The organism is Gordonia sp. SMJS1 (assembly GCF_029866425.1).
GTDB lineage: Bacteria > Actinomycetota > Actinomycetes > Mycobacteriales > Mycobacteriaceae > Gordonia > Gordonia hongkongensis.
The window spans coordinates 2,240,220-2,261,196 of sequence record NZ_CP123381.1 but is presented as its reverse complement, the minus strand read 5'-3'; the positions used below and the strand labels follow the sequence as shown (position 1 = coordinate 2,261,196).

The 20,977-nt window shown below is 70.3% G+C and carries 17 protein-coding genes; 4 read left to right on the top strand and 13 right to left on the bottom strand.

What is annotated here, in order from left to right:
* Window positions 1–17: 17 nt before the first annotated feature.
* The 5 genes from QAD21_RS10315 to QAD21_RS10295 all read right to left on the bottom strand — a co-directional run bounded on the left by QAD21_RS10315 (window position 18) and on the right by QAD21_RS10295 (window position 4,847).
* The gene (locus QAD21_RS10315) at window positions 18–563 is read right to left on the bottom strand and encodes a pyridoxamine 5'-phosphate oxidase family protein (RefSeq protein ID WP_068971273.1); all 546 of its coding nucleotides are present in this window, start codon (window positions 561–563) and stop codon (window positions 18–20) included.
* Window positions 564–593: 30 nt separating this feature from the next.
* Window positions 594–2,039, bottom strand: coding sequence for a DHA2 family efflux MFS transporter permease subunit (locus QAD21_RS10310; protein WP_189340092.1), 1,446 nt, complete (start codon window positions 2,037–2,039; stop codon window positions 594–596).
* A 189-nt stretch (window positions 2,040–2,228) separates the two neighbouring features.
* Window positions 2,229–3,533 (bottom strand): uroporphyrinogen-III C-methyltransferase, encoded by a 1,305-nt coding sequence (gene cobA / locus QAD21_RS10305; protein ID WP_280361329.1) that lies wholly within the window; start codon window positions 3,531–3,533, stop codon window positions 2,229–2,231.
* A 28-nt stretch (window positions 3,534–3,561) separates the two neighbouring features.
* Window positions 3,562–3,828 (bottom strand): hypothetical protein, encoded by a 267-nt coding sequence (locus QAD21_RS10300; RefSeq protein WP_139104503.1) that lies wholly within the window; start codon window positions 3,826–3,828, stop codon window positions 3,562–3,564.
* 11 nt (window positions 3,829–3,839) lie between these two features.
* Entirely contained in the window at window positions 3,840–4,847 is a 1,008-nt protein-coding gene (locus QAD21_RS10295; RefSeq protein ID WP_065628958.1) for an acyl-ACP desaturase, read from the bottom strand.
* 139 nt (window positions 4,848–4,986) lie between these two features.
* Between QAD21_RS10295 and QAD21_RS10290 the strand changes: the two genes are divergently transcribed.
* Window positions 4,987–5,682: a response regulator transcription factor gene (locus QAD21_RS10290; protein ID WP_065628959.1), complete on the top strand. Its 696-nt coding sequence runs from the start codon at window positions 4,987–4,989 to the stop codon at window positions 5,680–5,682.
* A 1-nt stretch (window position 5,683) separates the two neighbouring features.
* Here QAD21_RS10290 and QAD21_RS10285 read toward each other — a convergent pair whose 3' ends face one another.
* The 6 genes from QAD21_RS10285 to mqo are packed head-to-tail and all read right to left on the bottom strand — an operon-like array spanning window position 5,684 to window position 13,520.
* A complete protein-coding gene (locus QAD21_RS10285) occupies window positions 5,684–7,342 on the bottom strand; it encodes a GAF domain-containing sensor histidine kinase (protein WP_065628960.1) in 1,659 nt (552 codons plus the stop codon).
* Entirely contained in the window at window positions 7,342–8,823 is a 1,482-nt protein-coding gene (locus QAD21_RS10280) for a cobyrinate a,c-diamide synthase (protein ID WP_065628961.1), read from the bottom strand. Before QAD21_RS10280 ends, QAD21_RS10285 begins: the two co-directional genes overlap by 1 nt.
* Window positions 8,817–9,434 (bottom strand): cob(I)yrinic acid a,c-diamide adenosyltransferase, encoded by a 618-nt coding sequence (gene cobO, locus QAD21_RS10275; protein ID WP_065628962.1) that lies wholly within the window; start codon window positions 9,432–9,434, stop codon window positions 8,817–8,819. The genes QAD21_RS10280 and cobO overlap by 7 nt, the downstream gene beginning before the upstream one ends.
* The gene (locus QAD21_RS10270; RefSeq protein ID WP_280361324.1) at window positions 9,400–11,448 is read right to left on the bottom strand and encodes a VWA domain-containing protein; all 2,049 of its coding nucleotides are present in this window, start codon (window positions 11,446–11,448) and stop codon (window positions 9,400–9,402) included. The genes cobO and QAD21_RS10270 overlap by 35 nt, the downstream gene beginning before the upstream one ends.
* On the bottom strand, window positions 11,445–11,948 hold the full coding sequence (locus tag QAD21_RS10265) for a GNAT family N-acetyltransferase (protein WP_068971266.1): 504 nt from the start codon (window positions 11,946–11,948) through the stop codon (window positions 11,445–11,447). The genes QAD21_RS10270 and QAD21_RS10265 overlap by 4 nt, the downstream gene beginning before the upstream one ends.
* Before the next feature lie 45 nt (window positions 11,949–11,993).
* Window positions 11,994–13,520 carry a malate dehydrogenase (quinone) gene (gene mqo / locus QAD21_RS10260; RefSeq protein ID WP_065628965.1) on the bottom strand — a complete coding sequence of 509 codons (1,527 nt, stop codon included), beginning with the start codon at window positions 13,518–13,520 and terminating at the stop codon, window positions 11,994–11,996.
* A 196-nt stretch (window positions 13,521–13,716) separates the two neighbouring features.
* On the opposite strand from mqo, the gene QAD21_RS10255 reads away from it, so the two are divergent.
* Entirely contained in the window at window positions 13,717–14,745 is a 1,029-nt protein-coding gene (locus tag QAD21_RS10255; protein ID WP_068971265.1) for an alpha/beta hydrolase, read from the top strand.
* The gene (gene mtr, locus QAD21_RS10250; RefSeq protein WP_068971264.1) at window positions 14,742–16,139 is read left to right on the top strand and encodes a mycothione reductase; all 1,398 of its coding nucleotides are present in this window, start codon (window positions 14,742–14,744) and stop codon (window positions 16,137–16,139) included. Before QAD21_RS10255 ends, mtr begins: the two co-directional genes overlap by 4 nt.
* Before the next feature lie 22 nt (window positions 16,140–16,161).
* Here the strand turns inward: mtr and QAD21_RS10245 are convergent, their stop codons facing one another.
* Together QAD21_RS10245 and QAD21_RS10240 are read right to left on the bottom strand one after the other, a co-directional pair.
* Window positions 16,162–16,986, bottom strand: a complete 825-nt coding sequence (locus tag QAD21_RS10245; RefSeq protein WP_058250113.1) for an alpha/beta hydrolase — start codon at window positions 16,984–16,986, stop codon at window positions 16,162–16,164.
* Between the two features lie 54 nt (window positions 16,987–17,040).
* Window positions 17,041–18,600, bottom strand: a complete 1,560-nt coding sequence (locus QAD21_RS10240; RefSeq protein WP_068971276.1) for a cobyric acid synthase — start codon at window positions 18,598–18,600, stop codon at window positions 17,041–17,043.
* A 163-nt stretch (window positions 18,601–18,763) separates the two neighbouring features.
* Here QAD21_RS10240 and QAD21_RS10235 point away from each other — a divergent pair, with 163 nt between their 5' ends.
* On the top strand, window positions 18,764–20,977 hold the full coding sequence (locus tag QAD21_RS10235) for a protein kinase (RefSeq protein ID WP_223258938.1): 2,214 nt from the start codon (window positions 18,764–18,766) through the stop codon (window positions 20,975–20,977).

Here is a 20,977-nt window from a genome sequence, read left to right as displayed (position 1 = left end):
CACCGAGGTCCGCGACGCTACTGCGCGTCGAAGTCGAAGAGGGTTGCGCCACCGGGCTCCACGGTCTGCAGGACGGTCGCCCGTCGCGGCGTCACCCGGTAGACGTACCAGGGCGGCGGGCCGGCCGACGGCGCACTGAAGTCGGCGGTCAGCGCGGCACCCGACTCGTCGACGCGGCACGGCCACCCGTCGCTCACCCACAGCTCCAGCTCCGCCATCTCGGCGACGACGGCGGGCTCGGTGACCAGGTTCGCGTCGCCCTCGACCACCAGGTCGGCCTCGTCGAGTGCCACCGACAGGGTGCAGCGCGGGTCGCGGGCGAGGTTGCGCGCCTTCCGGGTCGACGGACCGGTCTCCAGCCATATCGCGTCCCGATGCCACAGCGCCCCGATGCCGGTGACGTGCGGGCTGCCGTCGGCGTTGATCGTGGCGATCCACCACGTGTGCCGGTCGGGCCCACCGGTCCCGGGTGCCTGGGACACCCCGGCGGTCAGTCGGGCCGCGACGGGCTGCCAGTCGAGCGTGCCGATGTCGTAGAGCTCAGCGAGATTCTTGGCCTCCATAGCGGGACCGACCGTGCGTCCGCCCGGAATTCATCGCCGGGTGTCGGACCCCGGGGTGCTCGTATCGGCGTCGAGCCCGGCGTCGGCGGCTTCCTGGGCGGCCTGTCCCTCGGCGACCTGCTCCGGCGTGAACCGCATGAACAACACCACGACCGCGGCGAGGACGGCGATGCCCGCGCAGGCGGCGAAGGCCAGCCCGTAACCCTCGGCCTGCGCGGCGAGCTGGGTGGGGTTCATCGTCTCGACCGGCGCGGTGGTGCCGCCTTTCGACAGCGCGCGCGAGGTGACCATCGCACCGACGACGACCAGGCCGACGGCCCCGCCGAGGTTCTGTGCGACCTGCGCGAGCGCGGTCAGGGGGCCGATCTCGGTGGTGCCCACCCCGGCCACCACGGACAGGGTCAGCGGGATGACCGCCAGACCGACGCCGAAGCCGATCACGACGACGGGGACGAAGATGCTCGGGAAGTAGTCCGGTGAGTCGGTCGCGATCGACGATGCGTAGAGGCAGCCGACGAGGATCACCGCGCCGCCGACCAGGACGAGCCAGCGCGGCTGGATCATCAGCGCCAGCTTCGACGCGATCGCCGCGGCGATGCCCAGCCCGAACGCGAACGGCACGACCGCGAGCCCGCTCTGGATCGGCGAGTACTGCAGGATGCCCTGCAGGTACAGCGAGATGAACACCGCCATGCACATCATGATCATGCTGGCGAGCAGGATGGCGAGCAGGGCTGCGACGCGTGAGCTGTTGTCGAAGAGGGAGAACGGCAGCAGTGGGTTCCGGGCGCGCCGTTCGACCACGATGAACGCGGCCAGGGCGAGGGCGCCGAGGATGAACGAGCCGACCACGACCGGCGCCGTCCATCCGTTGGGCCCCTCGTTCACCGCGAGCACCAGCAGAGTGCAACCGAGCGTGCCCAGTACTGCGCCGGGTACGTCGAGGGGCAGTCGCTCCCCCTGGGACTCCCGTAGCGCGACGATCGCCCCGACGACGACGATCAGGCCGATGGGCACGTTGATGAGGAAGACCAGGCGCCATGACAGCTCGGTCAGCACCCCGCCGAGGATGAGCCCGGCGACCGATCCCACGCCGGTCATGGCCGCGTAGATCGCGAAGGCCTGGCTGCGCGGTTTGCCGGGCGCGAAGGTCGTGGCGACCAGGGCCATGGCGGTCGGCGCCGCGATCGCCGCCGACGCGCCCTGCAGGGCCCGGCCGGCGAGGAGGCTCGCCTCGTTCCAGGCCAGTCCGCACAGCAGCGAGGTGAGGGTGAAGGCGACCACGCCGACGATGAACATCCGCTTGCGGCCGAACGTGTCACCGAGACGGCCGCCGAGGAGCATGAGACCGCCGAACGCCAGCACGTAGCTGCTGATGACCCAGTTGGCGCTGGACTCCGAGAGCGAGAGCGCGTCCCGGATGCTCGGGAGCGCCAGCGCGGCCACGGTGCCGTCGAGCACGACGAGCAACTGCATCCCGGACAGCACCAGGATCGGCAGGCCGAAGACCGGACGGAACTGCTCGCTGTTCGGAGTTCCTGTGTTCACCGTTCCAGTGTTCACGGTTCCGGTGTTCGCAGCTCCGAGAGTCGACATAGTGAACGACCGTACCGGCCGACCGCCGGGACATGCCAATCTGCGTTGATTCGGTCTGGGTTGATCTGGTCAGGCGCCCTCGGTGAACGCGGCCACGTCGCCGATGACGACGATCGCGGGCGGACGCAGGCCCTGCGCCTCCGCGACCTCGCCGGCGTGGGCGAGATCGGTACGCAGCAGACGCTGGGTCGGCAGGGATCCGTTCTCGATCATCGCGACGGGGGTGTCGGGCCGCCGGCCGCCCTCGAGCAGCGCGTCGGCGAACACCTCGACGCGTTCGACCGCCATCATCAGGACCAGGGTGCCGCGCAGCTTGCCCATGGCCGACCAGTCGATCAGCGAGTCGGGGTGGCCGGGCGGCACGTGGCCCGAGGCGATCACGACCTCGTGGGTGACGCCGCGGTGCGTCACCGGGATGCCCGCCGATGCCGGTGCGGCGATCGAGCTGCTGATCCCCGGCACCACGGTGACCGGGACCCCGGCGGCCACACAAGCCTGCAGTTCCTCGAAACCCCGCCCGTAGACATAGGGGTCGCCGCCCTTGAGGCGGACCACGAACTTGCCCTCCTTGGCCTTCTCCACGAGGACGTCGTTGATGGCTTCCTGCTTCATCGCGCGGCCGTAGGGCACTTTGGCGGCGTCGATCACCTCGACCTGCGGGCCGAGTTCGGCGAGCAGTTCGGGGGGCGCGAGCCGATCGGCCACCACCACGTCGGCCTCGGCGAGGAGCCGTTGGCCGCGGACGGTGATCAGGTCGGGGTCGCCGGGACCGCCACCGACGAGGGCCACGCCGGCGGCGTGCGGGGCGGCGTCGTCGACACTCAGCGCCCCCTCGGCGAGGGCACGGCTCATCGCGGCGCGGAGTGCGGCCGACAGTTTGTGGTCGCCGCCGGCGAGGACGCCGAACTGGACGTCGCGGTGACGGCCGGATGCCGGGGTGACGGCGGTGCCGTGGCGGGCGTCGTCGGCCCGGACGCAGAACGTGTGCCTGCGCTCGGCCTCGGCCACCACCGCCTCGTTGACGGCGGGATCGTCGGTGCAGGCCATCGCGTACCAGGCGCCTTCGAGATCACCGTCGGCGTAGCGGCGCTGGGTGACGGTGATGCCGGTGAAGGATTCGACGGCCGGGGTGGGATCGAGCGCGATGACGTGCACGTGGGCACCCGCAGCGACCAGATTGGGCAGCCGCCGCTGCGCCACCGACCCGCCGCCCACCACGACGACCTTGCGTCCGCGGAGGTCGAGGCCGACCAGGTAGTGCCCCTCGCCGGAGGGGAAAGCATCGGGCCCGGGGACGTTCGGGGGTCCTGGGACATTCGACCCCGATACATTCGACCCCGGGACATTAGACACGGCGGAGGCAGGCTCGGACATGGGAGCTGACCTTACCGGGACAGCTGATCTAGAGCGGCAACTCACCCGTCCGGCGGACGTGGGCCCACACATCGGCAGCCGGGACACCGAGCCGGTGGGCCGCGGACTGCAGGAGCGCCCCGAGCAGGCTCGACGTGCAGAACGCGGCATCCAGCGAGTCGTCGGCGTTGATCCGGATCTGGTTCCACCACAGCGGGTTCCGATCCACGGCGGCCTCGGCCATGGCGATCGCGGTGGCGAAGCCGGCAGGGGCGGAGGCGGACTTCCCAGCGCCGGTCCCCCTCACTTCGGTCACGGTCACGTCGGTCACCGGGCCCGCAGTTCTCGTGCGTGCTGGCGCTGCAGCGCCCGCTCCCGCGACTCCTCGAACTTGCGCACCTTGACGTCCATCTCCTCCAGGAACTCCGCGAGGCGTTCGCGGTAGTGCTCGCCGACCGGCCCGAAGTCGTCGCGCTCGAAGATGCGCCACTTCCGCAGCACGGGCATGACGACGTCCGACATGTGTTGCGGCAGATCGTAGATGCCGCCCTTGGCGATCAACACGGCGTTGCGCCGGAAGTTCGGCATGGTCGCGCCGGGCATCTGGAAGTTGGTCACGATCGCGTGGATGGCGGCCATGGTCTCGTCGGGAACGAGGTCGAGCGCGCCGGCGACGATGTTGCGGTAGAAGAGCATGTGCAGGTTCTCGTCGGCCGCGACACGCTGCAGCATGCGGTCGGCGATCGGGTCCCCGCATGCCTTCCCGGTGTTGCGGTGCGAGACCCGGGTGGCCAGTTCCTGGAAACTGACGTACGCGACCGCGAACAGCATGTCGAAGCTGTGGTCGCGCTGCCCGTCGTCGTCGGGCAGGGGGTTGAACCCCGACGTCATGTGCGCCATGCGGATCTCTTCGAGTTCGACCGGGTCGACACCGCGGGTCACCACCAGGTAGTCGCGCATCACGATCGAGTGGCGGTTCTCCTCGGCCGTCCAGCGCCCCACCCACCAGCCCCAGGCATCGTCGAGGGTGAAGTTGTCGGCGATCACCCGGTGGTACGACGGCAGGTTGTCCTCGGTGAGCAGGTTGGTGATCATCGCGGCCTTGGCGACGTCGGAGAGCCGGGACTGTGCCGGATCCCAGTCGAGTCCGCCGAGAGCCGCGAAGTTGCGTCCGTCGTCCCAGGGCACGTAGTCGTGCGGGTGCCAGTCGCGCGTCATCTTCATGTGCCGCTCGACCTCGGTCTCGCACACGGGCAGCAGTTCACGCAGTAGATCCGAACCGGTCATGCCGCGGTCGGCGGGTTCGGCGTCGGGGGGTCCGATGAGGGTGGTCACGTGCTCTCCTGATCACAGCGGGGGTCGTACCATCCACTCTGCGCGGCGGGACGGGTGGTGCTCGTGAGGCGAAGGTCCCGCCTGTATGGGGTCCGACGTCGCGACTTCCCGGCGCCGCACATCCGGTACTTTCAGACCCATGTCCCCTGCCACGACCGATTCGGCCACCGCCGATCCGACCCCGTCCCCGAATCCGGTCCGCGCCTACCTCGTCGACGACCACGAACTCGTCCGGCGCGGTCTGCGCGACCTGCTCGGGACCGCCGGCGACATCGAGGTGGTGGGCGAGGCGGCCTCGGTCGGCGAAGCCCTCGTCGGCATCCTGGCGACCAAGCCCGATGTCGCCGTGCTCGACGTCCGGTTGCCCGACGGCAACGGGGTCGAGCTGTGCCGGGACGTCCGCGCGGCCGAACCGGGGATCAAGTGCCTGATGCTCACGAGCTACGCCGACGACGATGCACTGCTCGCCGCGGTCCTCGCCGGCGCCTCGGGTTTCGTGCTCAAACAGATCCTGGGGCACAACCTGGTCGCCGCGGTCCGGACCGTCGGTCGGGGCGGTTCACTGCTCGACGATCGGTCCACGGCGGCCCTGCTCGCCAAGCTGCGCAACGAGAAGCAGACCGAGAAGGATCCGCTCGCCGAGCTCACCCATCAGGAGCGCGAGGTGTTCGCCCTCATCGGCGAGGGCCTGACCAATCGGCAGATCGCCGGCCGGATGTTCCTGGCGGAGAAGACGATCAAGAACTACGTGTCCCGCATCCTGGGCAAATTGGACATGCAGCGACGCACCCAGGTCGCCGTGATGGCGACCAGACTCCGCGACGGCAAGGAGTGAGTCAACCCACCAGCGGCACCGACCAGGTGAGCGTCGTCCCGCCGCCGCTGGTCCGGCCCTCGCTCGTCCCGCCCCCACTCGTCCCCCGCGGGCGGGTGACGATGCTGAACGTCCCGTCGCAGTCCTCGGCGCGGCGCGTCAGGTTCTCGAGACCCCGATAGGTGACGTCGGCGCCGATGCCGACCCCGTCGTCGCTGATCTCGACGGTCAGGACGTCGTCGGCGGTCACCGACACCGCGATGTGGTCGGCCCGCGCGTGCCGGAGCGCGTTGCTCAAGCCCTCTCGCAGGACGGCGTCGATGTGTGGTCCGAGGGAGTCCGGGACCACCGTGTCGACGGGGCCGTCGAACTCCACGCTCGGCGAGATCGACGCGTGCCCGGACAGTTCGGAGACAATGTCGAGCACCCGCCGCCGCAGCGTCGGGCCGATGTCGGTTCCGTAGGGCGTCTGCAGGTCGAAGATCGAGGTGCGGATCTGCGCGATCGTGCGGTCGAGGTCGGTCATGATCTGCTCCAGGCGCGCGGCCGCGGCGGCCGGATCGGTGGTCCCGGCCAGCAACGTCTGTACCGACATCCCGACCGCGAAGAGTCGCTGGATCACATGATCGTGCAGGTCGCGGGCGATGCGGTGCCGGTCTTCGAGGACCTCGAGATCGCGGGCGATCTGTTGCTGCTCGGCGTAGACGACCGCCAGCGAGGCGACCTCGGCGACACCGGCGAGCCCGGCGATCTCCTCGTCGTCCCAGTAGGGGCGGTTACGGTGGGTGATGAGCATCCAGCCGAACGCCCCCGATGCGCGCTGGAGGGGTTGCACCGAGGTCCAGCGGGCGCCGCCCCGTATCAGCGACTCGGCGATCTGGCCGGAACGCTGCACCCGCAGCGCCGTGGCGTCCGGCGGGATGAAGTTCTCGATCTCCACCGGATCGCCGGTGTGCCCGCGTAGTTCCACCTCCCCCGCCATCTCGGTGAGCAGGTAGACATCGACCGCGCCGACGAGACCGGCGACATCGGCGCACATCCGGGACATGGTGTCCGACAGCGCGATTCCGGCCAGCGGCTCCGACCCACGCCGGGCCAGGACCTGCATCCAGCGGTGGCGGGTGCGGGCCCGTTCGAAGAGACCCGCGTTGTCGACGGCGATCCCGGCGGCCACCGCCAGCACCGCGACGACGGTCTCGTCGACCTCGGAGAAGTCCTCCGCGGACCGCTTCTCGGTCAGGTACAGACTGCCGAACACCTCGCCGCGCACCATGATCGGAGCACCGAGGAAGGTGTGCATCGGCGGGTGGTTGGGCGGGAACCCGACCGACGTCGGATGAGCGCCGAGGTCGTGGATGCGGTGCAGGCGGGGGTCGTCGATGAGCAGGCCGAGGACCCCGCGGCCGACCGGCAGATGTCCCATGGTGGCGCGTTGCGCGTCGGTGATGCCGATGTGCACGAATTCACTCAGCCCGCCGTCCGGTCCGCGCACGCCGAGGGCACCGTACTGGGCATCCACGAGTCCCGCCGCGACCTCGACGATGCGCTGCAGCGCGCGGTCGAGTTCGACCCCCTGCCCGACCACCAGCACCGCCTCCAGCAGTTCCCGGAGCAGGGCGGGATCGTCGGCACCGTGATCGGCGAGCGCGTCGAGCGTCTCGCGGAGCCGGTGCGCCAGCATCAGGACGCCCCGGGGGCGTCGCCGACGGACTGGGGCGTCGGCACCCGCCCACTATCGGCGGATCGGGACACGAAGCGGCACAACGCTTCCGGGATCGCGGCCGGATGCAGATGCAGGTACGAGGCGTGCACTGCGGCCGTCGCGACCCCGTGCATCGACGCGCGGCCCGCCGAATCCCGCCAGGCCCAGGCCGGGGCGAGCGCGCCGTCGCCGACTCCGCTGCGGTGGAACTCGTGACCGGTGACGCGTTCGCCGGTCCGGAACAGGGCCGAGTCGCCCACGGCCACGGCATCGCGGTATCCCAGCGTCAGGGTCGGGCCGAAGTGGCCGGGGATGTCGAGGACGCCGCTCATCGGGTGCCCGTCGAGTTCGGTGCACAGGTACAGCAGGCCCGCGCACTCGGCGTGGATCGGCCGACCCGCCGCGGCGTGCGCCCGGAGGTCGGCGCGCAGGAGATCGTTGGCGGCCAGCGCCTCGGCGTGTTCTTCCGGGAATCCGCCACCGATCACCACGCCGGCCGCTTCCGCGGGCAACCGGTCCACGAGCGGGTCGAAGACGACGACGCGCGCGCCGGCGGCGGTCAGCATCTCGGCGTGCTCGGCGTAACCGAAGGTGAACGCCGCGCCCCCGGCGACCGCGATCACCGGCGAACCGGCCGACGCGGCGGGACGATACGGCGCGACGGCTTCCGCAGCCGACCAGGCCGCGGCGTCGGGGACCGCACGTCCGCGGGCGGCGGCCACGATCGCCGGCAGGTCGAGGGCGCCGCGCAGGTGCGCGGTCATCGCGTTCACGGCGGCGACCGCGTCGGCGTTGCGTTCGGCGGCCGGGATCAGGCCCAGGTGCCGGGAGGGCACCGTCAGCGACGGGTGGCGCCGCAGCACACCGAGAACCGGCAGTCCCACCCGCGCGGCGGCCTGTCGCAGCACCATCTCGTGGCGCGGCGAACCGACCCGGTTGAGGATGACGCCCGCGATCGACACCGAGGGGTCGTAGGAGAGGAACCCGTGCAGCACGGCGGCCAGCGACTGGCTGTGGCCCGCGGCGTCGACGACGAGGATCACCGGCGCACCGATGATCGACGCGACGTGCGCGGTGGAGCCGACGCCGAGCGAACCGGCATCGCCACCTGGACTGCCGCCCGTGCCGTTGCCGCTGTCGGAATCCACGATCCGGCCGTCGAAGAGGCCCATCACGCCCTCGACGACCGCGATGTCGGCGCCCGCGGCGCCGTGGGCGAAGAGCGGCGCAATGCGTTCGGCGCCCACGAGATTCGGGTCGAGATTGCGTCCGGGTCGTCCGGCCGCGACGGCGTGGTATCCGGGATCGATGTAATCGGGGCCGACCTTGAACGGCGCCACCCGGTGTCCGGCCGCCCGCAGAGCGCCGATGAGGCCGGTCGTCACGGTGGTCTTGCCGCTGCCCGACGACGGCGCGGCGATCACGACGGCGGGCGTCGACGCCCGCACGGAGGTCACCATTCGATCCCCTTCTGCCCCTTGCGTCCGGCGTCCATCGGGTGGGCGATCTTGTGCATCTCGGTCACGAGATCGGCAGCGTCGACGAGGGCCTGCGGGGCGCGCCGGCCGGTGATGACCACATGCTGGCGTCCGGGTCGGCGGGCGAGGGTGTCGAGCACCTGAGCGGTGTCCACCCAGCCCCAGTGCAGCGGATAGGTGAACTCGTCGAGGACGTAGAAGTCGTGTTCGCCGGCATCGAGACGGCGTGCGATCTCCGACCACCCGGCCCGGGCGGCGGCGGCGTGGTCGTCGTCCTGGTCGTCGTTGGCCCGCAACCAGGACCAGCCCTGACCCATCTTGTGCCATTCCACCGGCCCTCCGGCGCCGGTCTCCGCGTGCACCCGGTCGAGGGTGAGCATCGTCGACTCCTCCCCCACCTTCCATTTCGCACTCTTCACGAACTGGAACACCGCGACCCGCATACCCGCGTTCCACGCGCGCATCGCCATCCCGAAAGCGGCGGTCGACTTGCCCTTGCCGTCGCCGGTGTGCACCGCGAGGACGGGCTGATTGCGGCGCTGTCGCGTCGTCAAGCCGTCATCGGGGATGCTGACCGGAACTCCCTGGGGCACTCGACTTCTCCTCTGGTCTCAGTTCGGGGTGGCGGGGGCGGTCAGGCCGCTCCCGCGCGGGTGCGTGTCCCGTCAGCGCGGTGGCGGACAGTTCGTCCATCGGGATCAGGCTCGCGCCGAGGTGGGCCGCGAGATCGCCGGCGAGTCCGAGCCGGACCATCCCCTGCTCGCAGTCGACGACCACGGACCCGATGCCGCGACGACGGATACCGTCCGCGGCTTCCCGCGCCCGTGCCATCGCGCCTCGTCCTGAGGTGGCACGACCGTCGGTGAGGACCACCAGCAGCGGCCGCCGGTCGGGCTCGGCGCGGCGACACCGCTGCACGACATCGGCGGCGAGCTGCAGGCCCTCGCCGAGCGGTGTCCGGCCGCCGGTACGGATCTCCTCGAGGCGGCGCACCGCGATCTCGACCGATTTGGTGGGCGGCACCGCAAGCGTCGCGGAGGAACCCCGCGCCACGACCACCGCGACGCGGTCGCGGCGGGTATATGAGTCGCGCAACATCTCCACGCAGAGTTCGGACACCGCGGCCAGCCGACGCCGGGCGGTCATCGACCCGCTGAGGTCGACCACGAAGACGACGAGGTTGGCCTCCTGGCCGACCCGTTGCGCCGACCGCAGGTCGGGGGCGGCGATCCGCACACCGCGCTCGAACCCGTCCCCGCCGCGACCGGCCCGCCCCGCGGCGGCGAGCACCGTGCCGAACAGATGCACCGGTCGGCCGGCATCGAAGTCCACCGCATGGGTGGTGTGTCCGCGACGGCTCCGCGCCTTCGAGCGGCGACCCGGGTCACCGTCGCCGAGTCCCTCGACGCGCAGGGTCGGCATGCGGCGAGCCGTCGAGGTCGGCACGGACCCGAACGCCGGGCCGGGCGCGTGCTGCGGGGCGTCGGTGTCGCCGGTCTCGGGAGCCGCATCGGGGTCGGTGTCGGGCGCCGGGCCGGTGTCGGATGCGGAGTCCGGGGCCTCGCCGCCGCCACCGGGCGGTGGTGTCTCGGGCGGTTCCGGGTCGTCATCGGGTGTGTCGGGTCCGGCCGCGTCCTCGCCCGCCGACATCGCCTCGTCGAGCTGGTCGCGGCTGAGCCCCGACTCGTCGAAGGGGTTGCGGCGGCGCCGATGCGGCAGCGCGAGCTCGACGGCCGCCCGGACGTCGACGTCCTCGACGGCGGTGGCCCCGCGCCAGGCGGCATGAGCGAGCGCGGTCCGGGCCACCACGATGTCGCCGCGGAGTCCGTCGACGTCGAGGTGGGCGCAGATCCCGGCGATACGGCGCAACTCCCGGTCCGGGAGGGCCACCGCACCCACGGCGGCTCGTGCGCTCGCGATCCGTTGTGTCAGTTCGTGTTCGGCGGCGGCGTGGGCGGCGACGAACGACGCCGGGTCGGCGTCGTATGCCATGCGGCGGCGCACCACCTCCACGCGTTCGTCGACCTCGCGGTCGGCGGCCACGTCGACGGCGAGTCCGAACCGGTCAAGCAGCTGCGGGCGCAGCTCTCCCTCCTCCGGGTTCATGGTGCCGACGAGTACGAAATCGGCCGCCATGGTGTGCGACACACCATCGCGTTCGATCGTGACCCGTCCACTGGCCGCCGCGTCCAGCAGCACATCGACGAGGTGATCGGCGAGCAGGTTGACCTCGTCGATGTACAGCACCCCGCGGTGCGCCCGGGCGAGCAGACCGGGAGTGAACTCGGCACGGCCGTCCCGCAGCACCGAGGTGAGATCGAGCGAGCCGATCACACGGTCCTCGGTTGCACCGATGGGCAGTTCGACCACGCGGCCGGTGGTGTCGTCCGTTGGACCGGGGACGCTGAGCAGCGGGCCGAGCCCGCGCACGATGGTCGATTTCGCGGTGCCCTTCTCCCCGCGGATCAGGACACCCCCGATGCCCGGCGAGATGGCCGACAGGATCAGTGCGAGCTTGAGCTGCTCCTGCCCGACGACGGCGCTGAACGGATAGCGCACATCAGCGAGGGGGTCCACGGAAGCGGGGAGTTCACCGAGGGTCGTCATCGTGACCCGGCGCGGAGCATCGACACGTGGGGTATTCCGTCCTCGAGGTAGTCGTCGCCGTCACGGACGAAGCCGAACTTGCCGTACATCTCGGTGAGGTAGGTCTGCGCCTCGATCCGGCACGGGCGCTCCCCGACCTCGGCGAGCGCGGCGGTCATGAGGGTCGCCACGAGGCCGTGACCCCGATGGTTGCGTTCGGTGCAGACGCGGCCGATCCGGAAGACCTGTCCGCCGTCGGCCTCCGGTTCCTCGAGCAGACGAAGCGTCGCCAGTACCGCCCCGGGGTCTGGCCCGTCCTCGTCGCCTCCGTCGGCCCGGTCCCCACCGTCGGTGATCCAGAACTGGCGCGTCGTCGGTTCCAGGTCTCGGCCGTCGAGTTCGGGATACGGACAGGCCTGCTCGACGACGAAGACCTCGACCCGCAGCCGGAGGACCCGATAGAGCGTGGCTGCGTCCATGTCGTCGGCCAGGGCGCGGTGGACCCGCGGTTCAGGGATCATGTGTCGTGGTTAGCACACAAGGCGACCGGACTTCACCTCGCGCGATCAGCCGGCAGTGGCGGGCGCGAGCCGGCCGGTCTCGGCCGGGACCTCGTTCCGGTCGGTCAGCTGCAGCGTCTTGTTCGTCCAGTCCCACACCTGGCGGTACAGGTCGCGGTTGTCGTTGAGCTTCTGACCGAAGGACGGGATGATCGCGGTCAGCTTCGACGACCAGCCCGCGTACTCCTTCGGGAAGCACTGTTCGAGCACCGAGATCATCGCCGGCACGGCGGTCGAGGCGCCTGGGGACGCACCGAGGAGCCCGGCGATGGTGCCGTCGCCGGCCGCGACGACCGCGGTGCCGAACTCCAGCTGACCACCCATCCCGGTCTTGCGTATGACCTGCACGCGCTGTCCGGCGGTGATGAGCTCCCAGTCGGCGCCGAGCGCGCGGGGGACGAATTCCGACAGCGTCTTCACCCGGTCGGCCGGCCCGGCGGCGAGCTCGCTGATGAGGTACTTGAGCAGCCCGAACTCCTTGGGAGCGATCGACACCATGGGGAGCAGGTTGCCCGGCTTGATCGAGGCGGGCAGGTCGGTGATCTTGCCGCTCTTGAGGAACTTCGGCGACCATCCGGCGTACGGGCCGAACAGCAAGCCCGGCTTGTGGTTGATGACGCGGGTGTCGAGATGCGGCACCGACATCGGCGGGGCACCGACGGCGGCCTGCCCGTAGACCTTCGCGTGATGCTCGGCGACGAGATCGGGGTTGGTGCAGCGGAAGAACTCACCGGACACCGGGAACCCGCCGAACCCCTTGGCCTCCTTGATGCCCGACTTCTGCAGCAGGTGCAGCGCACCGCCGCCGGCACCGACGAACACGAACTTCGCGTGCACGGACAGCTTCTGCCCGGTCCGGCCGTTACGGACCTTCACGATCCAGCTGCCGTCGGACTGCTTGGACAGATTGGTCACCGAATGACCGAAGTAGATGTCGGCGCCCTGGGCGACATGATTGAGGAGCTGCTGGGTGAGCGCGCCGAAATCGACGTCGGTGCCCTGGTCGAACCAGTTCAGCGCGACCGGGTCGGCGAAGTCGCGTCCCTCCGACATCAGCGGCAGTCGCGCGGTGAACTCGGCCGGATCGTCGATGAACTCCATGCCCTCGAACAGGGTCTGGGTCGCGAGATTGTCGTAGCGCTTGCGGAGGTACTTCTGGCCTTCGGCGCCGTGGGTGAAGGCGACGTGCGGGATGGGGTTGATGAACTCCGACGGGTCACCGAGGATGCCGTTGTCGACGGCGTGGGCCCAGAACTGGCGCGACACCTGGAACTGCTCGTTGATGGTGAGCGCCTTGTCGATGTTGACGTCGCCGTCGGCGGTCTTCGGCGTGTAGTTCAGCTCGCAGAGTGCCGAGTGTCCGGTGCCGGCGTTGTTCCACGGGTCGCTGCTCTCGGCGGCGGCGGCGTCGAGCTGCTCGAACAGGCTGATCGACCAGTCGGGCTGAAGCTGTCGGAGCAGCGCTCCGAGCGTCGCACTCATGATTCCCGCACCCACCAACGCGACGTCGGTCGTGATCACCGTTTTCGACACCTGGACTCCACTTCACCTGGAGGGACACTGTGACCGGTGTTCGTCGCGGCACGTCGTCCCGGATGGCAACTTGTCGACCGGGCACTTCTCACCCGGTCCTTCTCAACCGTCATTGTCCAGCATGGCACGTCCAGCACGAGAATCGACCTTCGCAACTGTGTGCTGCACGACATCCGGGCAGTCCTGACCTGTCACTATGCTGGTCGCCGTGAGCGCATCCGCAGCCGCCGACTGGCAGCCCGACCGATTTCTCGAGGACTACCGGCAACGCGTCCTCCCCCTGGGCCCCGATCCCGACGGTGAATCGCCGATCACCGCGACCCTGGTGCGACGCGCCGAGTCGTCACCCGCGCGCGGCGCAGTGCTCTACGTCCACGGGTTCACCGACTACTTCTTCCACGAGCCGCTCGCCGACTTCTTCGTCGACCGCGGGTACGCGTTCTATGCTGTCGACCTGCGAAAATGCGGGCGATCGTGGCAATCGCACCACACGCCGCACTTCACCACCGACCTCGCGATGTACGACGAAGAGCTCAACGCGTCGCTGCGGATCATCCTCGACGAGCTGGGACCCGACTGCCGGGTCGTGGTGGCCGGGCATTCGACGGGCGGCCTCATCACCGCACTCTGGCTCGACCGGTTGCGGCAGCGCGAGCCGGCGCTGCACGCGGCAGTTGACGGACTCCTGCTCAACTCACCCTGGTTCGATCTGCAGGGCGACGCGGTGCTCCGCACCCTCCCGGTCACGCTGCTCGTCAAGGCGATCGCCGCCGTCGCGCCGACCAGGGTGATACCGAAGGAACTCTCGCAGGCCTACGGCGAGAGCCTGCACGACAGCGCTCACGGCGAATGGAACTACGACCTGTCGGCGAAACCGCTGGGCGGATTCCCGGTCACCTTCGGTTTCCTCGACGCGGTGCGCAGCGGTCAGCGTCGCCTGCACCGCGGCATCGACGTCGGTGTTCCCGCGCTCGTGTTACGTTCGGACAAAACGCATTTCGCCAGGACCTACTCGGCGTCCACCGATCATGCCGATGCCGTCCTCGACGTCACCCACATCGCCCGCTGGAGCGGGTGCCTCGGCGGCCGCGTGACCGCGGTACCGATCCCCGACGCCCGGCACGACGTCTTCCTCTCCGTCGCACACGCACGCGAGCACGCCTATCGCGAGGTCGACCACTGGCTGTCCGCCGTCCTCTCAACCGAAAGCGAGAATCCTCTATGACCGCCACGCAGGTCGTCGACCTGGCCATCATCGGCTCCGGCAGCGGCAACGCCATTCCCGATGACCGCTTCGCGGACAAGACCCTCGCGATCTTCGAGGAGGGCGTCTACGGCGGCACCTGCCTCAACGTGGGGTGCATCCCGACCAAGATGTTCGTCTACGCCTCCGAGGTGGCCGAGATCGCCAGGCACGGTGCTCGCCTGGGCGTGCACTCGAAGGTGGACTCGGTCGACTGGCCCGGCATCGTCGAGCGCGTGTTCGGCCGCATCGACCCGCTGTCGCAGGGCGGCAAGGAGTACCGGGTCGATCGGTGCGAGAACATCACCGTGTACGACTCCCATGTCGAATTCGACGGGCGCGACGACGACGGCCGGTACCGGTTGGTCACGCGAGACGGCGACACCGTTCTCGCCGACGAGGTCGTGCTCGCCGCCGGATCGCGCGCGGTCATCCCCCAGATCATCGCCGACTCGGGGGTCACCTACTACACCAACAACGACGTCATGCGTCTTCCCGAGCTGCCCGAACGCCTGATCATCGTCGGGAGCGGTTACATCGCAGCGGAATTCGCACACGTCTTCGGCGCGCTGGGCTCACATGTGTCGATCATCGCGCGCGGCCCGGGTCTGCTCCGCAAGCAGGATGCCGACATCTCCAACCGCTTCACCCAGGTGGCCCGGGAGAAGTGGGACGTGCGGCTGGAGACCACGATCACCGAGGCCGAGGATCTGCCCGACGGCGGTGTGCGGGTCGGGCTCTCCGACGGCGCGACACTCGAGGCCGACGTCCTGCTGATCGCGACCGGCCGGCAGCCGAACGGCGACCGGCTCAACCTCGACTCCGTCGGTATCGAGCTCGACGACGAAGGTCGCGTGCGCTGTGATCAGCACGGTCGCACCGCCGCCCGCGGAGTGTGGACGCTGGGCGACGTCAGCTCGCCGTACCAGCTCAAGCACGTCGCCAACCACGAACAGCGGGTGGTGCAGGCCAATCTCCTGAAAGGCTGGGACGCAACCGATCTGGACGCCTTCGACCACCGGTACGTCCCGGCGGCGGTGTTCACCCACCCGCAGATCGCCGCGGTGGGCCTCACCGAGGACGAGGCTCGCGAGGCCGGCCACGACATCGCCGTCAAGGTCCAGGCCTACGGCGATGTCGCCTACGGCTGGGCGATGGAGGACACCACCGGATTCTGCAAGCTGATCGCCGAACGCGGCACCGGCCGGTTGCTGGGCGCACACCTCATCGGCCCGCAGGCACCGACGGTCATCCAGCCGGTCATCCAGGCGATGCACTTCGGCCAGACCGCACACGAACTTGCCCGCGGCCAGTACTGGATCCACCCGGCGATGCCCGAGGTCCTGGAGAACGCGATCCTCGGCCTGGACATCTGACGGCCAGGCCCTCCGCGCGAGCTCAGAAAATCGTTGAGCGCAGGGCGATCTCGCTGGCGAGGGCCGGGGCCGCGCGCTGCGGAATCCAGTGGTCCACGCCCGCGAGTTCGCAGTAGCGGAAGTCGCCGTAGACGTACCGGCCGCTGCCCTGCGCCTGTTCGCGACCCAGGGCGGTGTCGGCGTCGCTCCACAGCAGCGTGGTCGGGATCTCGACCGGCGGGCACGCCATCGTCGCCTTGATGTCGCCGGTGAAGTTCGCGCGGTACCAGTTCAGCGCCGCGGTCAGGGCGCCCGGTTCCCGCAGCGGGGCGAGTTCGTCCTCGGAGATCCCCACCGCCCGCAGCTCGGCGGCGTCGTCGGCGAGCAGCCTCTCTTCGGCCCCGTCGGCCACGAAATCGAGGATGTACGAAGAACGTTCACGCTGGTCGCTACCGACGAGAGCGTCGCGCATGGCCGACGGATGCCCGGTGCTGGCGACGACGAGACCGGTGAACCGGTCGGGGTACTTCCCGGCGAGATGCCACGCGACGATGCCGCCCCAGTCGTGCCCGACGAGGATCGCGTAACCGATGCCGAGGGCGTCGAGAACCCCGATCACATCGGACACGAGGTGGGTGAGCCGGTAGTCGTCCACCCCGGGCGGCCGCGCGCCGGGGCTGTACCCACGTTGATCGATGACCAGTGTCCGCAGCCCCGACTCGTGCAGGCGCGGCAATACGTCGTCGTAGCAGCTCCCGTTCACCGGGAACCCGTGCAGCAGCAGAACCCACGGACCGGTCTCCGGTCCCCCGATCCGGACGTCGAAGGTGAGGCCGCCCACGGTCACCTGACGTCGGTCGTCGATCATGGGGCGGTCTTCAGTCATGGCGCCCACGATAACCCGTCTCCACGACCCCGGCGTCTACAAGTCCTCGAGGTGGTGACGGATGACCTTGGGGTGGCGCGGCGGCCCTTGTCGGATCAGCCGCATGACAGCGTCGAGGTCGAGGTGTTCGGTGACGAGGTCGGCCATCGCGTCGACCTGTCGCCGACGTACGGCGTCGACATCGGTGTCGGGCGCCACGCGGAATCCCCGGACCCCGGCCTCGGCCGCCACGTCGGCCAGAAGTCGACGCCGGAAGTCGTTGCACGCCAGCAGTCCATGCCAGTGGGTACCCCGGACCGCCCCCCGCACCGCGCCCTCCGGACCGTGCCGGTCGTCGACGATCCACGTGTTCTCGGCCGATCGGGTCACCCGGCCGTGATGGATCTCGTAGCCGCTGATCGCGACGCCGGACGCGTCGCCGCCGGTCCCGGTCACCTGCCGCACGGTCTTCTCGGCGTGGAACTCGATGTCGAGGTCGAACAACCCCAGTCCGGGCACCCGCCCGCGACCGGACTCCACCCGGTCGTCGAGGGTGCGGCCCAGCATCTGGAATCCGCCGCACACGGCGACGATCGGACGTCCGCGGGCCGCGCGTTCGGTGAGCGCCTCCCCCAGACCGCGCGCCCGCAGCCACTCGAGGTCGGTCACGGTGGCGCGGGTGCCGGGCAACACGACGAGGTCGGCGGCCGCCACCCCGGCCGGGTCGTCGACCCAGGTGACGTCGACACCGGGTTCGCAGGCCAGCGCCTCGACATCGGTCGAATTGGAGATCCGCGGCAGGCGGATGGCGGCGACCCGCAATCGGGGTCCTCCGGTCGCGGAGGATTCGGTGAACGAGCGCGGTGGCCCGACCCGCCGCCCGACCGGCGCCGCTAGCGAGTCCTCGGCGTCGAGCCACAGGTCGTCGGCGAAGGGCACCACCCCGAGCGTCGGCCGTCCCGTGATCGCCTCGACCTGCCGAAGTCCCGGCTCGAGGATCGACGGGTCACCACGGAACTTGTTGACCACGAACCCCGCGATCAGCCGCTGATCGGCGTCGTCGAGGACCGCGGTGGTACCGAACAGATGGGCCAGCGACCCGCCGCGGTCGATGTCGGTGACCAGCACCACCGGGAGGTCCGCCGCCTGTGCGAGACCGAGATTCGCGATGTCGTTGGCGCGCAGGTTGATCTCGGCGACCGAACCCGCACCTTCGCAGATGACGACGTCGAAGTCGCGTCGGAGACCGGCCAACTCGTCGGCGACGACGGCACGCAGCCGCGACCGCCAGTGCAGGTAGTCGGCGGCCCCGGCGTCTCCGGCGGGCCGACCGCGGAGGATCACGTGCGAGCGACGGTCACTGCCCGGTTTCAGCAGCACCGGGTTGAACCTGGTGGAGGGTTCGAGGCCACAGGCGAACGCCTGCAACGCCTGGGCACGACCGATCTCGCCGCCGTCGAGGGTGACCACCGAGTTGTTGGACATGTTCTGCGCCTTGAACGGTGCGACCCGCACACCGGTGCGCCGCAGCGCACGGCACAGCCCGGCGACGATGAGGCTCTTCCCGGCATCGCTGCTGGTACCGCCCACGAGCAATGCGCCACCGAGTCCGTCCACCCGGAACAGACTAGAGGCCGGACCCGAGGCCGCGACCACGGTGGCGTCGTTCACAAGTCCCACCGTTCACCTCGCGGTCGTGCGGGTCTGGATACAGTGACCCGGACGAACAGGTCGACAGCCGGTCGTTCGGAGTCAAGGGGGGTCATCGGACGTGGAGGTCGTGAAGCCCGGGTCCGTGTTCGCCGGATATCGCGTCCTCTCGATGCTCGGGCGCGGCGGCATGGGACAGGTCTGGCTCGTCGAACACCCGACCCTGGGCCGCCGCGAGGCCCTCAAGATCATCTCGCCGAACCCCGCCGATCCCAGTTTCGCCGAGCGGTTCCGCAACGAGGCCCGCACCGCCGCGGCCCTCGATCACCCCGGCATCGTCACGGTCTACACCCACGGCGTGGAGAACGGCAGCCCGTGGTTCTCGATGTCCTACCTCGAAGGCGAGGACCTCGCCGCCGCGTCGGCCCTGCCGGTCGACGACGTGGTGACGGTCGTCGGCAAGGTCGCCGACGCGCTCGACTATGCCCATACCCGGCGCGTCATCCACCGCGACATCAAACCCGCGAACATCGTGGTCGCCCGCGGCCCCGACGGCCGGATCACCCGGGTCACCGTGCTCGACTTCGGCATCGCCCGCCTGATGGACGGCGCGAAGATGACCGCGACCAACCTGTTCGTCGGCACCCTCGCCTACGCCGCACCCGAGATCCTCACCGGCGAACCGGCGATCCCGGCGTCGGACCAGTACGCGCTCGCGTGCACGACCTTCCAGCTGCTCACCGGATCGCAGCCCTACCCCGGGCAGACCCCGATGGCCCTGATCGCCGGCCACGTCAACACGCCCGCACCGCGGATCTCCGAGCGCCGCCCCGACCTCGTCCACGTCGATGCCGTGTTCGCGCGCGCCCTCGCCAAGAACCCCGCCGACCGGTTCGCGTCCTGCTCCGAGTTTGCCGCGGCGCTCGCCCGGGCGGTCGAGATCGCGTCGACGGCGCCCTCCGTCGTCGCGGCGCAGGCACCCGGCCGTCCGTTCTCCCCACCGCCGCCCACCCAGCAGGCGCCGGTGCACCCGGTGAACCACCGTGCCCAGCCACCCGGCGTTCACCCACCGTTCCCGGCGTACGGTCCCGGCGGACCGCCGCCGGGTCCACCACCCGGATATGTGACCGGGCCCGGCGGACCCCACGGACCCGGCCCGGGGTCACGGGGAACGGGCTCACGCACCGCGTGGATCGTCGCCGCGGTGCTCGGTGTCGTCGTCCTCGTCGTCGGTGTCGTCGGGGCCGCGATCGCCCTCAGCGGATCGGTATCGGATCCTCAGACGGCGCCGGTCGCCGGGTCATCGACGACGGCGCCCAGCAGTTCCGGCGGATCATCCGGCGGCAGCGATGAGTTCGAGTCCATCGCCTCCAGCGGGGACAGTACGTGCGCGGTGCGCGGCGGTCGACTGTACTGCTGGGGCGACAACGAACGGGGCACGCTCGGCGACGGTACGACCACCGACCGTCCGCGACCCGTCCCGGTCACCGGTGTCTCCGACGTCTCGGCGGTCAGCATGGGCGGCCTCGGGACGACCTGCGCGATCAGTTCCGGAGACCTCTACTGCTGGGGTTACGGCATCGGACCGCCCGGCCAGAACGTGCCGCTGCCGACAAAGGTGTCCGGCCTGTCCCGGGTGTCGGCGGTGTCGGTCGGGCTCACGATCTGCGCGATCAGCGACGGCGACGCCTACTGCTGGCGCAACAACGCGAGCGGCCAGGTCGGCAACGGCAGTACCGGGTCGGTGGACGTGCCCACCCGCGTGGCCGGCCTCTCGGACGTGACCGCCGTGTCCACGTCGCACACCACGAGTTGCGCCATCGCCGGCGGTTCGGCCTACTGCTGGGGCAACAACCGGGAAGGCCAGATCGGCGACGGCACCACACTCGACCGCCTCACCCCGACCCGGGTCCTCGGACTCGACTCGCCCACGTCGATCAGCACGAGCCTGTACTCGACGTGTGCGGTCGCCGGCTCCGGCGGCGTGTTCTGCTGGGGCCAGAACACCAGCGGCCAGCTCGGCGACGGCACCGAGCAGAACCGGCGCACCCCGACCCGCATCGACGTCCGCGGGGCCACCGAGGTGTCCACGGCGGCCTATGGCGGATGCGCCGCCGCGGGCAGCTCCGCCTACTGCTGGGGTTCGCGCAGCGATCAGCCGGACAAGAGCCCCGACCGCGTCAACGGACTGTCGGGGGTCACCGAGGTCACCACCGGTTCGGCGAACGTGTGCGCGGTCGCGGACGACGAGATGTACTGTTGGGGCCTCAACGGCCAGGGTCAGCTCGGCAGCGGGACGACCACGACGAGCAGCGAACCGCAACCCGTCCGCTTCCCCGCCTGA